The organism is Xanthobacter sediminis (genome assembly GCF_043195015.1).
Taxonomy (GTDB): domain Bacteria; phylum Pseudomonadota; class Alphaproteobacteria; order Rhizobiales; family Xanthobacteraceae; genus Xanthobacter.
The window spans coordinates 258396-273065 of record NZ_JBAFWH010000001.1; the positions used below are offsets into that span (position 1 = coordinate 258396).

Here is a 14670-nt window from a genome sequence, read left to right on the forward strand (position 1 = left end):
ATCTGCCACTTTCCCTTCGCAGGCGTGCCTCCTGTGCCGCCCTCACTCCGGGCGGAAGGAGAGGAGGCGCAGGGCGTTCAGCGTCACCAGAACGGTCGCGCCGGTGTCGGCCATGATGGCCGGCCACAGGCCGGTGATGCCCGCCACCGTGGTCACCAGGAACACCGCCTTGAGCCCGAGGGCGATGGCGATGTTCTGGTGGATGTTGCCCATGGTGCGGCGGGAAAGCTCGATCATGTCGGGAATGTCCCGCACCCGCGCATGGAGGGCCGCCGCGTCGGCGGTCTCCAGCGCCACATCGGTGCCGCCGCCCATGGCGATGCCGATGTCGGCGGTGGCGAGGGCCGGGGCATCGTTGATGCCGTCGCCCACCTTGGCCACCACCGCGCCGGCGGCCTTCAGCTCGCTGACGATGCGCTGCTTGTCGGCGGGCAGCAGTTCGGCCTTCACGTCGATGCCGAGGCGCGCGCCGACCGCCTCCGCCGTGCGCCGGTTGTCGCCGGTGAGCATGAGGGTGGAGATGTGCCGGTCCTTCAGCATCTGGAGCGCCTGGGCCGCGTCGGGGCGCGGCTCGTCGCGCAGGGCGAGGGCGCCGGCCAGCGCCCCGTCCACCACCAGCAGGGAGACGGTCTTGCCCTCGTCGTTGAGGGTGGCGACGGCGAGGCCCACCGCCTCGTCGGCCGGCGCCAGCTCCGCCGCCGCCGCGGGCGAGCCGAGGAACACGGCGCGGCCTTCCACCCGCGCGCTCACGCCCTTGCCGCCGAGCGCCTTCGCCTCCTCGGCCGGCGGCACGGCGAGGCCGTCCGCCGCCGCGCGCTCCAGGATGGCGCGGGCGAGGGGGTGGCTCGATCCCGTCTCCAGCGCCGCCGCGAGGCGCAGCACCTCTTCCCTCGGCAGGGCGAGCGGCACGATGTCCGTCACCAGCGGCTTGCCGGCGGTGAGGGTTCCCGTCTTGTCGAAGCAGACGGTATTCACCTTGCGGAATGTTTCCAGAACCGCGCCGCCCTTCATGAGCAGGCCGCGCCGGGCGCCCGCCGAGAGGCCGGCGGCGATGGCGGCCGGAGTGGAGATGACCAGGGCGCACGGGCAGCCGATGAGCAGGATGGCGAGGCCCTTGTAGACCCACTCATCCCAGGATGCGCCAAAGGCGAGCGGCGGCACCACCGCTACCAGCGCGCCTATGGCCAGTACGGCCGGGGTGTAGTAGCGCGCGAAGCGGTCGATGAAGCGCTCGGTGGGGGCCTTCTTCTCCTGCGCTTCCTCCACCAGGCGCACCACGCGGGCGATGGTGTTGTCGGCGGCGGCCGCGCTCACCTGCACGCGCAGGGCGGCATCCCCATTGACGGTGCCGGCGAACACCGGGGCGTCCGTGCCCTTGCGCACGGGGGTGCTTTCGCCGGTCACGGGCGCCTCGTCGATGGCGCTCTCGCCGGCCACGATGATGCCGTCGGCGGGAATGCGGTCGCCCGGCCGCACCAGGATGATCTCGCCGATGGCGAGGCTGTCCGCGCCTACCTCGCGGGTGGCGCCGTCGCGCTCCACCAGGGCGGTCTTGGGCACGAGATCGGTGAGGGAGGCGATGGAGGCGCGTGCCCGGCCGGCGGCAACGCCTTCCAGCAGCTCGCCCACCAGGAACAGGAACACCACCGCCGCGGCCTCTTCCGCCGCTCCGATGACCACCGCGCCCACGGCGGCGATGGTCATGAGCATCTCGATGGTGAAGGGCATGCCGTCACGCGCCGCCGCGAACGCGCGCCGGGCGACGGGCGCCAGCCCCACCAGCATGGCGAGGATGAACAGCGGCGTGCCGAGCTGCGGCAGCAGCATGCCGGCTCCGAAGGCGGTGCCGAGCGCGAGCCCGCTCGCCATGGTGAGCCGCGCTTTCGCCGAGCGCCACCACGGGCCGTCGATCACCTCATGGCTGTGGCCGTGGTCCGCCTGCTCGGCCTCGGCCTCGTGGTCGTGGCCCTGGCCATGATCGTGGCCGGAGCAGCAGGCATCACCATGGTCATGGTCGCGCGGCGCGTCCCGGCCGCCGGCGGCGGGCGCGAGCGGCGCGATGGTGTAGCCGAGCGCGCCCAGCTTCTCCTCCAGTCGGGCGAGATCGGCCTCCGGCGCGTGGTGGAGCGTCATGGTGCCGGCTGTGACCGACACCGAAACATCGGTGATGCCCTCGATGCGCCGGGCGGCGCCGTCGATCTTCGCGGCGCACGACGCACAATCCATTCCGGCGACGCGAAACCGGCTCTGCACGATGGGAGCGTTCATGATGCAGCCCTTTCCCTCAGCTCCCGGGCACCCTACATCCTCTAGCGACTAGAGGAGCAAGAGGGGAGGCACCGAAAATGAGCGCGGGCGTATCCATCGGCGCGGCGGCGCAGGCGAGCGGCGTGAAGGTGCCCACCATCCGCTTCTACGAGCAGATCGGCCTCATGCCCCCCACCGCGCGCACCGAGGGCAACCGGCGCCTCTACGGGCCGGCGGAGCTGAAGCGGCTCGCCTTCATCCGCCACGCGCGGGAGCTGGGGTTCGAGATCGAGGCCATCCGCGAGCTTCTGCAGCTCCAGGATCGCCCCGACCACTCCTGCGCTGCGGCGGACGAAATGGCGCGCGGGCGTCTGGACGAAGTGCGCCGGCGCATCGCCGCCCTCAGGGCCTTGGAGGCGGAGCTGGAGCGCATGGTGGGCGAGTGCAGCCATGGCCGGGTGGCCGAATGCCGCGTCATCGAGGTGCTGGCCGACCACGGCGCCTGCCGCTTTCACGCCCATGAGCCCCATCCACAGGCGTTCCACGCTCCGGCGGGGGAAGGCGGCACGGTTCCCGGCGCCTGAGCCGCCCGTCGCGGGGAGGGGCCTGGGCGTGGACAGCATTAACGGACATCGATAACGAGATACGATGAATGTGGCGGGCTGCCGGGCTTCCGTGCGGGAGAAGCTGCCAGCCGCCGGAGTTCCCCGTCGATGACCACAGACAGCGCCATGTCCCGGCCGGCCGGCTCCGCGACGGAAGTGTTCGGCGCCTTCCTGAAGCTGGGCCTGACCTCCTTCGGCGGGCCCATCGCCCACATCGGCTATTTCCGCGACGAGCTGGTCCTCCGGCGCCGCTGGATCGACGAGGCGGGCTTCGCCGATCTCGTGGCCCTGTGCCAGTTCCTGCCGGGGCCGGCGTCGAGCCAGCTCGGCTTCACGCTCGGGCTCCTGCGTGGCGGCGGGCTGCTGGGCGGGCTTGCGGCCTGGTTCGCCTTCACCATGCCCTCGGCGGCGGTGCTGGTGCTCCTCGCCCTCGGCGCCACCGCGCTGGAAGGGCCGCTGGCGGCGGGCGTGCTGCACGGGCTGAAGCTGGTGGCGGTGGCGGTGGTGGCGCAGGCGGTGTGGGGCATGGCCCGCACCCTTGCGCCAGACCGCACCCGCGCCGCCCTCGCCCTCGCCGCCGTCCTGCTGGTGGTGTTCGCGGGGGGCGCGGCGGGGCAGATCGGCGCCATCGCCCTCGGCGCGCTTGCGGGCGGATGGCTGTGCCGGGGCGAGGCTCGGGTGAGCGCCACGGCGCTCGCGGTGCCGGTGTCGCGCCGCCTGGGCGCCGCGCTGCTGGTGGCGTTCGCGCTGCTGCTCGCGGTGCCCCCGCTCCTGGCCGGGGGCGCGCATGCGGTGGCGGTGTTCGAGGCGTTCTACCGCTCCGGCGCGCTGGTGTTCGGCGGCGGCCATGTGGTGCTGCCGCTGCTGCAGGCGGCCGTGGTGGCGCCCGGCTGGGTGGGCTCCGAGGCATTCCTGGCCGGCTACGGGCTGGCCCAGGCGGTGCCGGGGCCCCTCTTCACCTTCGCGGCCTACCTCGGCGCCATCATGGGGCCGGCACCCCACGGCATCGCTGGCGCGGCGTTGGCGCTGGTGGCCGTGTTCCTGCCTGGCCTGCTGCTGGTGACGGGCATGCTGCCCTTCTGGAACGGGCTTCGGGCGCGGCCCGCGGCGCAGGCCGCCATGCGCGGGGCCAATGCGGCGGTGGTGGGCATCCTCGGCGCCGCGCTCTACGATCCCGTGTGGACCGGCGCGGTGCACGCGCCGGCTGATTTCGCCCTCGCCCTCGCGGGCTTCCTGCTGCTCACGCGGTGGCAGGCGCCACCGGTTCTGGTGGTGGCGCTGCTCGCCGGCATCGGCTTCCTGAGCGCGCTGGCGTAAGCGCGAAGGCCCCGTGAGCTTGCCTCATGGGCCTTTCGCCACGTCCGCGCAGCGCTTGGGCGAAACTGAACCGGCGCTGGTCCAAGAGACCGGGGCCGATGGCACGGCGCGCCCTCAGGCCAGCTTTTCCACGAAGCGCGTGAAGCCCTCCACCGGCTCGCGCACGGTGGGGAAGGCGTTCACCGGCGCGTTCGGGTCCGCGTGGCCGAGGGCCATGCCGCACACCAGCATCCGCTCGGGCCCGATGGCCAGCCGCTCCGCGATCACCCGGTGATAGCCGTTGAAGGCCCCCTGCGGGCAGGTGTCGAGCCCGAGGCCGCGGGCGGCGATCATGATGTTCTGCAGGAACATGCCGTAATCGAGCCAGGAGCCGAGCTGCAGGTCGCGGTCGATGGTGAAGAAGAGGCCCACCGGGGCGTCGAAAAAGAGAAAGTTGCGGGCCTGCTGCAGGGCCATCCGCTCCGTCTCGCCGCGGGCGATGCCGAGGGAGCCGTAGAGCGCCCAGCCCAGTTGCCGCCGCCGGCCGATATAGGGCTCGCGCCAGGTGGCGGGATAATAGGGATATTCCTCTTCCCCCGCATCGCCCGAGAGGGCGAGGGCGTGCAATTCCTCCTTGAGCGCCTGCAGCGGCGCGCCGTCGAGCGCCAGCACCTGCCAGGGCTGGATGTTGGACCCGCTGGGCGCGCGGGCTGCCAGCTCCAGGATGCGGGTGACCGTCTCCCGCGGCACCGGCGTGGGCAGGAAGGCGCGCACCGAGCGGCGGGTGCGGATGGCCTCCACGGCCGAGAGCGGGAGGGCAGGCGGAATGGGGGCATTCATCAGGGGCGTTCCTCTGCGGGCGTCTTTCGTGCGTTGCGTGTTGCCGCGCCGCCCACATTGGCAAGTTTGCCGCCCGCGTTGAAGGGCTCCGGCGCGCTTTTCGCGCAGGCCGCTACCCGCCCCCTTGGAGCTTTCCTCACGTGAACAAAGACCCGCTTCGCTTGAAAGTGCTTCAGGCGGTGCTCGCCGCGCGCTTGCCGCGCCGGGCCTTGGGCGCGGGGTCGGCGGGGGGCGGGGCGCCCTCGGCTTCCGCCTCCGGCACGGCCGGGGTGGAGATGGCCCACAGGGTCTCGAACATCACCGATTGCAGGCGGGCAAACTCCTCGCTCTCGATGATGAGGCCGTAATTCTCCTGCTTGGAGGAGATGATGGAGACCTTGTCGTCGTAGATGTACTGGGTGATGCCCAAGGTGATGGGATCGGGCGTGTAGCGCAGCTCGCGCAGTTGCTCGTGGCCGGTGGGCCAGATCTTCTCCACGTCCTTGATGCGCGAACGCAGCACCTTCAGCGTGATGCCCCGCTTCACCCGCTCGGAAATGTAGACGTCCATCTCGCCGAGGCCGGGCGTCTCGATCAGCTCGTTCATGGAAAGGAAGCCGCACAGGGTCTTGCTCTGGCAGGTCAGGGTGTCCCAGAGCACGGTGTTGATGCCCTCCTCGCCCTCGTAGAAGCGGATCTGCGGCTTGCCCTTGGCGCGATTGTAGAGGGAGCGGATCTGCGGCATCACGTCGGAGATGACCTGCCGGCGCAGCTCCAGGCGCTGGAGCATGCCCACCGGGTCCTCCGCCACCACGAAGCGGCGGCCGGCGCGCTCCTCGATGCGGATGAGCTCCTCCTGCTCCAGGCGCTGGAGCACGTCATAGGCGGTGGTGCGGGCGAGGCCGGCGCGGGCCGCCACCTCCTGCACCGGGGCCTCCCCCAGCTCCACGGCGGCGAGGTAGAGCTTGAAGAGCTTTCCGGTGATGCCGATTTTTGCGAGCTTGTCTTCCATGTCCATGATGCGCGTCTCTCGCGGCCCGGCCCCGCAGGACCGAACCGCGAGAATGGTGGGATTCCGTCCCTGGCGCACTCCCTGATTGCGCGGCGGATGAGCCCAGGAGCCCGGGTTCAGCCCTTGATGCTCACCGCCTTCTGCGGCGCCTCGTTCACGGTGAGGGTGAACACGTCCGGCCGGGCATAGTGGCCGGCGACATCGAAATCGAACTTGGCGCGGGCCAGCTCGTCCATGTCCAGCTCGGCGGTGAGCAGGCATTCCTCGTCGAACACCGGCCCCGCCACCACCTTGCCCAGGGGATCGATAATGGCCGCCCCGCCACGCATGAGCGTGGTCTCGGGATCGTTGGAGACCGTGCAGCGATAATCCTCGGGGAAGGCCGCGCGCGAGACCACCTGGCAGGTGGTGAGCACGAAGCAGCGGCCTTCCATCGCGATATGGCGCATGGTGGGCAGCCAGGTCTCGCGGTCGTCGGCGGTGGGGGCGCAATAGAGCGAGATGCCCTTGGCGTACATGGCCATGCGCAGCATGGGCATGTAGTTCTCCCAGCAGATCACGGCGCCGATCTTGCCGATGGGCGTGTCGAACACCGGCAGGGTGGAGCCGTCGCCAAAGCCCCAGGCGAGGCGCTCGCCGGCGGTGGGCATGAGCTTGCGGTGCTTGCCCAGCAGCGTGCCGTCCGGCCCGAAGAACAGGGCCGTGCAATACATGGTGCCGAGGTCGCGCTCCATCACGCCGATCACCAGATAGGTGCCGGCCGCCGCCGCCGCCGCGCCGAGGCGCTCGGTTTCTGGGCCGGGCACGGTGATGGAGGCGTCGAAATAGCGGCGGAACTCCTCGCGCCCGCGCATGGTGCGCACGCCGATGGAGATGTCGAAGTCGGACCCCTTGGGGTAGACGGAGAGGAAGGCCTCCGGGAACACCACGATCTCGCAGCCTTCGGCGCCCGCCTTGGCGATCCAGGCCTCCGCCTTGGCGAGGGAGGCTTCCACGTCGAACGGCACCGCGCCCACCTGGGCCACGCCGGCTTTCACTTTCATGTCTGTCTCCTTGGAGCTTGGGGGCGGCGCGCCGTCACACGCCGAGATAGGCGCGCTTCACGCCGGGGTCGGCGGCGAGCGCCTGCGCGGTGCCGGAGAGCACCACGCGGCCCGCCTCCAGCACGTAGCCGCGGTGGGCGACCGAGAGCGCCAGCACCGCGTTCTGCTCCACCAGCAGCACTGCCACCCCCTGGCGGTTGATCTCGCCGATGGCGGCGTGCAATTCGTCCACCACGATGGGCGCGAGGCCGTGGCTCGGCTCGTCGAGCAGCAGCAGGCGCGGGTTGCCCATGAGCGCGCGGCCGATGGAGACCATCTGCTGCTCGCCGCCGGACATGGAGCCCGCCATCTGCGCCTGGCGCTCGCGCAGGCGGGGAAACAGGGTGAACACCCGCTCCATGCGCGCGGCGATGTCCCTGGCGCCGCGATGGAAGAAGGCGCCCATCTTGAGGTTGTCCAGCGTGGTCATGCGCGGGAACACGTGGCGCCCCTCCGGCACGTGGCCGATGCCCAGCACCGGGATGGTGTGGGCGGGGCGGCCGATGAGCGCCGTGCCCTCGAAGGCGATGTGCCCGCGCGCCTTGGCCACGAGGCCGGAGACGGTGCGCAGCAGCGTGGTCTTGCCGGCGGTGTTGGCGCCGAGCACAGCCACCGTCTCGCCCGCCTTCACGTCGAGGCTGACGGCGTGCAGCACGTCCGGCCCGCCATAGGCGGCGGAAAGCTCGCGGACCTCAAGCATGGGCGGCCTCCTTGCCGGCGGCGCCGTGGCCGAGATAGGCCTCGATCACCTGGGGGTGGGCGGCGACCTCGGCCGGCGCGCCGTCGCAGATGAGGCGGCCGAAGTTCACCGCCAGCAGCCGGTCGCACAGGGCCATGATGGCCCGCATGTGGTGCTCCACCACCAGGAAGCTCAGGCCCTCGGCCTTCAGCGCGCGGATCACGTCCATCACCTCGTCCATCTCGGTGGGGGTCAGCGCCGCCATCACCTCGTCGAGCAGCAGCACGCGGGGCTCGGTGGCGAGCGCGCGCGCCATCTCCACCAGCGCCTTCTGGGGGAAGGTGAGGTCCGAGACGTCGGCATCGGCGATGGGCGTCAGGTCGAGCTTGGCGAGCACGGCGTCCGCCTTGGCGCGCGCACCCTTCAGGTCGTGGCGCAGCAAGGCGGCGGTGGTCACGTTCTCCTTGACGCTCATGTCCGGGAACAGGGCGGCGTTCTGGAAGGTCTTGGTCATGCCCAGGCGCGCCACCTTGTGGGGCTTGAGGCCGGAGACGGTCTCGCCGCCCAGCCGCACGGCGCCGGAGGTGAGGGGCTGGAGCCCCACCAAAGCGTTGAACAGCGTGGTCTTGCCCGCGCCGTTGGGGCCGATGAGGCCCACGATCTCGCCGGTGCCGAGGGTGAAGGAGACGCCATCCACCGCCTTGAGGCCGCCGAAGGTGACGCAGATGGCGTCGGCTTGGAGCAGGGGCTGCATGGTTCAGGCTCCCGTCGCGGCGGCGCGGCGCGCCTTCGGCCGCAGGGCCATCAGCCCGCGCGGCTCGATGAGGATGGCGGCGATGAGGATGACGCCGAACGCGAACTGCGACAGGCCCGCCGCTTCGGAGGACAGGACCGCGTTCGCCACTTCCTCCAGCGGGATCAGGAACAGCGCGCCCACCAGCGGCCCGCCCAGGGTGCCGAGCCCGCCGACGATGGCGATCATGGCCATGCGCACCGAGATGCCCGACAGGGAGAAGATGGAATCGGGATCGAAGAAGAAGGTGAACTGCGCGAACACCGTGCCGCACATGGCGGTGAGCGCCGCCGAGATGATGCTGGCCGTGAGCTTCACGCGGAAGGTGTCCACCCCCGCCACCTCGGCCGCCGCCTCATTCTCCCGCACCGCGCGCAGGCGGTAACCGATGGCGCCGGAGGCGAGCAGGTGGAACACCAGGCACACCACCGCGAGCAGCACCAGGATGACCCAGTAATAGGACGCCACCGAGCGGAAGGCGAACAGCGCCGGCTGGCTGCCCATGAAGGGGATGGACAGGCCCACGGGCCCGCCGGTGAGATCCGCCCAGCTGTTGGCGATCACGCGCATCACCTCGGCGAAGGCGAGGGTGGCGAGGGCGAAATAGTGCCCCTTCAGCCGGAAGGTGGGGATGGAGAGCGCCGCCGCCGCTACGCCCGCCACCACGGCGCCCGCGAGCATGCCGATCCAGGGCGAGACGCCGAGCTTCAGGAACAGCAGCGTGGAGGTGTAGGCGCCGAGGCCGAAGAAGGCGGCGTGGCCGAGCGAGATCTGGTTGGCGAGCCCGCCCACGATGTTCCAGGACTGCGCCATGGCCGCGAACAGCAGCACCATGGCCGCCACCCGCAGGATGTGGCCGCGCGGGTCGAGCACCAGCGGCAGCAGGGCCGCGGCGAGGAAGAACAGCACCAGCGCCGCGCGGGAGGGGGAAAGAAGGTTCCGCATGCTCAGGCGCCCTTGATGAGGCCCTGCGGGCGCAGGGCGAGAACGGCGATGAAGATCACGAACAGGCACAGGTTCTGGAGCTGGATGGGGAATACGAGAGCCGACAGCGACTGCACCACGCCCACCATGATGCCGCCCGCCAGTGCCCCCGCCACGGAGCCGAGCCCGCCCAGCACCACCACCGTGAACATGAGCACCACGAACTGCCCGCCCACCGTGGGGCTCACCGTGATGTAGGGCAGGATGACCGCGCCGCCGAAGGCGGTGAGCGCCACGCCGAGGCCGAAGGCCATCGCGTAGGTGCGCTTCGTGTCCACGCCCACCAGGGTTGCGGCCATGGGGTCCTGCGCCACGGCGCGGATGGCGCGGCCGGTCCAGGAGCGCTCCAGGAACAGCCACAGCGCGGCGGCCAGCACCACGGCGGCGGCGAAGGCATAGAGATAGGGCGCGCCCACGAAGATGTCGCCGAGCCGGAAGCCCTCCACCTGGTAGGGCACGCTCACCGAGCGGTAATCGGAGCCGAACACCATCAGCGCCGCGTTCTCGATGACGATCATGAGGCCGACGGTGAGGAACACCTGCGCCGCCGGCGGCGCCTTCAGCACCCGCTGCACCAGCGTGCGCTGGACCAGGTAGCCCACCGCGAACACGATGGCGAAGGAGACCACCGACCCGATCATGGGATCGAGGCCGAGGTAGCGCCATGCGAACCAGGCCACGTACATGCCGAGCATGAGGAATTCGGCATGGGCGAAATTGACGACGCCAAGGACGCCGAAGACGAGCGACAGCCCCGTCGAGATGACGCCATAGACGCCGCCGAGCAGGATGCCGTCCACGAGAGCCTGGAACATGCGTGCCCTTGCTGCTGGAGAAAGGACCCCCGCGGCGCGGGGGGGCGGTTCGGGGGCGGGGAGGGGCTGGGGGAGCCTCTCCCCGCCCTTTGCGCCCGGGGCAGGCCCGGGCGATTGGCGGAGCGGCAGGATGTCGCCGTCAGTGGTCGCCGGTCAGGTGCGCGACGGCGTCACTCCACCGTCTTGCCCCGCCAGATGGGCTTTTCCTTCGCCGCCTGGGGCGGATAGACGGTGACCGGCTGGTCGCCGCGCCACTGCACCATGACGGGGAAGGAGGAGGTGTTGAGGCCGGTCTTGTCGAACTTGATGCAGCCGCCCGGCACGCCGGCGGCGAGGTCGCCGCAATAATCGAGCGTGGCGAGGGCGTCGCGCACCTTCTGCGGGTCGGAGGACTTGGCCTTCTCCATGGCCTTGGCCACCGCATCGAGCGCCGCCGCGTGGATGAGCGCCTCGTGGGTGATGAAGGTGCCGTACTTCTCCTTGTACTTCTTGGCGAGGTCGGGGATCAGGTCGCCCGAGGCCGCCGCCACCGAGAGCACGCCTTCCGCATACTCGCCGAGGCCCTTCTTGAAGTCCGGGATGATGTAGCCGGCCGCGCCGCCGATCACGGGGATGTCGATGTTCTGCTGGCGCAGGGCACGGATGATGAGCAGGCTGTCGTTGAGGTAGGAAACCGGGAAGGCCATCTGGGCGCCGGAGGCGCGCAGCTTGTTCACCAGCGGTGATACGTCAGTGATGCCGAGCGGATAGGCCTCGTCCAGCACGATCTCGACGCCGGCCTTCTTGGCCGCCTCGCGCAGGCCCTTGGCCTGGGCTGTGCCATAGGCGGTGTCCTCGTAGAGGATGGCGATCTTGTCGATCTTCTCGCCCGCCGCCTTGGCGATGGCGGTGGCATAGTCGAACTGCGCCTCGCCGAACACGGTGCCCTTGGGCGAGACCTGGAACACGTAATCATAGCCGCGGCCGGTGATCTGGTCGGCGAAGGCGAAGGTGACGAGCGGGATCTGCGCGCGCTCGGTGACCTCGGAGGCGGCAAGCGTGGTGGAGGAGACGAAGGCCCCCACCACGGCGCTCACGCCGTTCTGGGAGATGAGGCGCTGGGTGGCCGCGGCGGCGGTGTTGGGGGTGGGCACGTCGGCCGCCACCAGCTTGATCTTGGCCCCGCCCAGGGCCTTGATGCCGCCCGCAGCGTTGATGATCTCGGCGGCAAGCTCGGTGCCGCGCTGGGAACCGATGCCGAACTGGGCATTCGGGCCGGAAAGCGGCTGGATCACGCCCACCAGCACGTCGTCCGCGGCGCGGGCGGGGGAGGCGAGAAAGGCGAACGCGGCGGCCCCCGCGGCGAGCATCATGCCCGCCGCGCGGCGCCGGTCGAGAGGTGCGGACATCTGGAAGTCCCCTTCGGCTCTGGCTGCGATGGGGTGACGCTAAGGCTTGTCGGACTTTTCCGTCAACAGTCGGCAAACACAAATTTTGTGCATGTCGCGCACGGTGCAGTGCGAAATGCAATATGATATTGAAAATATGTATTTTTCTCTGCACAAAATTCGCTCATGCAGCATGATTTCAATGCGTTGCTGTGCGATTTTTGTGTGTCGGTTTTTTCGACGATTGGAAATTTGCGGGGCAGGCTTTGGCGCTGGCGGCCTGTCGGAGTTTTCCGACAAGCTCATTCCTTCCGGTGGCGGTAAGGGGAGGCGCCGGGCCCGCGCGCCCAGGCCCGGCGCCTCCCTGAGCGCCATGCTGAAATCGCAGGGGGCGCCCCGGCACTTCTCGGGCGCGCGCCCTGCGGCCGTCGCGGAATGGTCCTTGCGGGCGGCGCTCATCCTGTTAATGATATAATATATCACATTGAGGCGGGGCGCTCCCCCGCCGGATAACAGGGAGAATGGGTGTGCCTGAGAACCGCCTTCCGGTCACGGTCCTGTCGGGTTTCCTGGGTTCCGGAAAGACGACGCTGTTGAACCATATCCTCGCCAACCGCGAGGGGCTTAAGGTGGCGGTGATCGTCAACGACATGAGCGAGGTGAACATCGACGCCGAGCTGGTGCGCTCGGGTGGCGCCAATCTCTCCCACACCCAGGAGAGGCTGGTGGAGATGACCAACGGCTGCATCTGCTGCACGCTCCGCGACGACCTGTTGACCGAGGTTCGCCGTCTTTCCGCTGAGGGCCGCTTCGATTACCTGCTCATCGAATCCACCGGCATCGCGGAGCCCCTGCCCATCGCCGCCACATTCGACTTCCGCGACGAGCAGGGCCTCTCCCTTTCCGACATCGCCCGGCTCGACACCATGGTGACGGTGGTGGACGCGGCCAATCTGCTCGCGGATTTCGGCTCCCGCGACTTCCTGCGCGATCGGGGCGAAACCGCGGGGGAGGAGGACAGCCGGACCCTGGTCGACCTTCTCACCGACCAGATCGAGTTCGCCGACGTGATCGTGCTCAACAAGATTTCGGCGGTGGACGCGCAGAAGCTTGGTGCCGTGCGCGCGGTGGTGAAGTCGCTCAATCCCGATGCCCGCCTCATCGAGACGGATTATTCCAAGGTTCCGCTTTCCGAGGTGCTCGGCACCGGGCGTTTCGACTTCGCGAAGGCGAGCGCGCATCCGGTCTGGTTCAAGGAGCTGAACGGCTTCAAGGACCATGTGCCCGAAACGGAGGAATACGGCGTCTCGAGCTTCGTTTATCGCGCCCGCCGGCCGTTTCATCCGGAGCGGTTCCATGATTTCCTGTGTGAGACATGGCCGGGACTGGTGCGGGCCAAGGGCCTGTTCTGGCTGGCAACCCGGCCGAGCCGCGTCGGCGAGATGAGCCTTGCGGGCGCCATTTGCCAGACCGGCAACATCGGCCGCTGGTGGGCGAGCGTGCCGAAGGGCTATTGGCCGACCCAGCCCGACTGGCGCTCCTGGCTCCGCTCCCATTGGGTGCCCGGCTACGGCGACCGTCGGCAGGAACTGGTCTTCATCGGCATGAATCTGGACGAGGGCGCCATGCGCGCGGCGCTCGATGCCTGCCTCGTGGGGCCGGCCGACCCCAAGCACTTCGATCCGGAAAAGCTGAAGCACCTGCCGGATCCGTTCCCGGTATGGGAGGTGGCGCCGGCCTGATCCGCCGGCGCCCTGGCGTCGCGGGGGCCGCATCGAAGCCCGTGAGCCAAGCTCACGGGCTGCCGTTGGCTCAATCCCAGGCCAGCGCCCCGCCGTTCTGGTATTCGATGACGCGGGTCTCGAAGAAGTTCTTCTCCTTCTTCAGGTCCATGGCCTCGCTCATCCAGGGAAAGGGGTTCTCCGTCTCGCCGAACACCGGGGCGAGGCCGAGCTGGGCGCAGCGGCGGTCGGCGATGAAGCGCATGTACTGCGCGCAGGAGGCCGCGTTCAGCCCCAGGAGGCCGTGGGGCATGGTGTCCCGCCCGTAGGCCGCCTCCAGCTCCGCCGCCTCCTTCAGCATGGCGCGCACCTCCTCCTGGAAGGCGGGCGTCCACAAATGCGGATTCTCTGCCTTGATCTGGTTGATGACGTCGATGCCGAAGTTGAGGTGGATGCTCTCGTCGCGCAGGATGTATTGATACTGCTCGGCGATGCCCACCATCTTGTTGCGCCGGCCCAGCGAGAGGATCTGCGCGAAGCCGGTGTAGAACCACATGCCCTCGAACACCACGTAGAAGGCCACGAGATCCCGCAGGAAGGCACGGTCCGCCTCCGGCGTGCCCGTGGCGAAGGCGGGGTCTGCGAGGTTCTGCGTGTAGGCGAGCGCCCAGGCCGCCTTGTCGGTGATGGAGGGCACCTCCCGGTACATGTTGAACAATTCGCCCTCGTCGAGGCCGAGGCTCTCCACGATGTACTGGAAGGTGTGGGTGTGCACGGCCTCCTCGAATGCCTGCCGCAGCAGGTATTGCCGGCACTCGGGATTGGCGAGGTGGCGGTAGATGGCGAGCACGATGTTGTTCGCCACCAGGCTTTCCGAGGCGGCGAAGAAGCCGAGGTTGCGCTTCACCATGCGCCGCTCGTCTTCTGTGAGCCCCTCGCGCGACTTCCACAGGGCGATGTCGGCCTGCATGGACACTTCAGTCGGCATCCAGTGGTTGTTGCAGGCGGCGAGGTATTTCTCCCAGGCCCAGCCGTATTTCATGGGCAGGATCTGGTTCACGTCGGCGCGGGCGTTGAGCATGCGCTTCTCGTCCACGCTCACCCGGCCGGCACCGCGCGCGATGGCGCCGAGGCCGGTGGTGTCGGCGCCGTCCCCGCCCATGGGCGACCGGGCGATGGCGGGGAGGGGCGGCGCGGCGCGTGGTGCCGGGGCGGGTTCGGACCAGTCGAGCATGGTTCTGCCTTCTCCC

Annotated in this window: 13 protein-coding genes; 3 read left to right on the plus strand and 10 right to left on the minus strand. The window is 69.6% G+C overall.

All coding sequences use genetic code 11. The features are described from left to right. Positions 1-42 precede the first annotated feature (42 nt). Positions 43-2268, minus strand: coding sequence for a heavy metal translocating P-type ATPase (locus V5F61_RS01020; RefSeq protein ID WP_393987016.1), 2226 nt, complete (start codon positions 2266-2268; stop codon positions 43-45). 77 nt (positions 2269-2345) lie between these two features. Between V5F61_RS01020 and V5F61_RS01025 the strand changes: the two genes are divergently transcribed. After that, entirely contained in the window at positions 2346-2831 is a 486-nt protein-coding gene (locus tag V5F61_RS01025; RefSeq protein ID WP_393987017.1) for a MerR family transcriptional regulator, read from the plus strand. A 129-nt stretch (positions 2832-2960) separates the two neighbouring features. Continuing rightward, entirely contained in the window at positions 2961-4169 is a 1209-nt protein-coding gene (gene chrA, locus V5F61_RS01030; RefSeq protein ID WP_393987018.1) for a chromate efflux transporter, read from the plus strand. 114 nt (positions 4170-4283) lie between these two features. Here the strand turns inward: chrA and V5F61_RS01035 are convergent, their stop codons facing one another. From V5F61_RS01035 to V5F61_RS01070, 8 genes are all read right to left on the minus strand, one after another. Further along, complete coding sequence (locus V5F61_RS01035) at positions 4284-4988, minus strand: nitroreductase (RefSeq protein ID WP_393987019.1); 705 nt, start codon at positions 4986-4988, stop codon at positions 4284-4286. Between the two features lie 172 nt (positions 4989-5160). After that, positions 5161-5985 (minus strand): TrmB family transcriptional regulator, encoded by an 825-nt coding sequence (locus V5F61_RS01040; protein ID WP_393987020.1) that lies wholly within the window; start codon positions 5983-5985, stop codon positions 5161-5163. Positions 5986-6095: 110 nt separating this feature from the next. Further along, positions 6096-7022, minus strand: coding sequence for a carbon-nitrogen hydrolase family protein (locus tag V5F61_RS01045; RefSeq protein ID WP_393987021.1), 927 nt, complete (start codon positions 7020-7022; stop codon positions 6096-6098). A 34-nt stretch (positions 7023-7056) separates the two neighbouring features. Next, entirely contained in the window at positions 7057-7761 is a 705-nt protein-coding gene (locus tag V5F61_RS01050; RefSeq protein ID WP_393987022.1) for an ABC transporter ATP-binding protein, read from the minus strand. Next, entirely contained in the window at positions 7754-8494 is a 741-nt protein-coding gene (locus tag V5F61_RS01055) for an ABC transporter ATP-binding protein (protein WP_393987023.1), read from the minus strand. The genes V5F61_RS01050 and V5F61_RS01055 overlap by 8 nt, the downstream gene beginning before the upstream one ends. A 3-nt stretch (positions 8495-8497) precedes the next feature. Beyond that, on the minus strand, positions 8498-9478 hold the full coding sequence (locus tag V5F61_RS01060; protein ID WP_393987024.1) for a branched-chain amino acid ABC transporter permease: 981 nt from the start codon (positions 9476-9478) through the stop codon (positions 8498-8500). Between the two features lie 2 nt (positions 9479-9480). Then, positions 9481-10332, minus strand: coding sequence for a branched-chain amino acid ABC transporter permease (locus tag V5F61_RS01065; RefSeq protein ID WP_393987025.1), 852 nt, complete (start codon positions 10330-10332; stop codon positions 9481-9483). A 170-nt stretch (positions 10333-10502) separates the two neighbouring features. Next, on the minus strand, positions 10503-11720 hold the full coding sequence (locus tag V5F61_RS01070; RefSeq protein ID WP_393987026.1) for an ABC transporter substrate-binding protein: 1218 nt from the start codon (positions 11718-11720) through the stop codon (positions 10503-10505). 500 nt (positions 11721-12220) lie between these two features. Here V5F61_RS01070 and zigA point away from each other — a divergent pair, with 500 nt between their 5' ends. Then, positions 12221-13441 (plus strand): zinc metallochaperone GTPase ZigA, encoded by a 1221-nt coding sequence (zigA, locus tag V5F61_RS01075; protein WP_393987027.1) that lies wholly within the window; start codon positions 12221-12223, stop codon positions 13439-13441. A 70-nt stretch (positions 13442-13511) separates the two neighbouring features. Here zigA and V5F61_RS01080 read toward each other — a convergent pair whose 3' ends face one another. Continuing rightward, positions 13512-14654 carry a ribonucleotide-diphosphate reductase subunit beta gene (locus V5F61_RS01080; protein ID WP_393987028.1) on the minus strand — a complete coding sequence of 381 codons (1143 nt, stop codon included), beginning with the start codon at positions 14652-14654 and terminating at the stop codon, positions 13512-13514. Between the last annotated feature and the right edge of the window lie 16 nt (positions 14655-14670).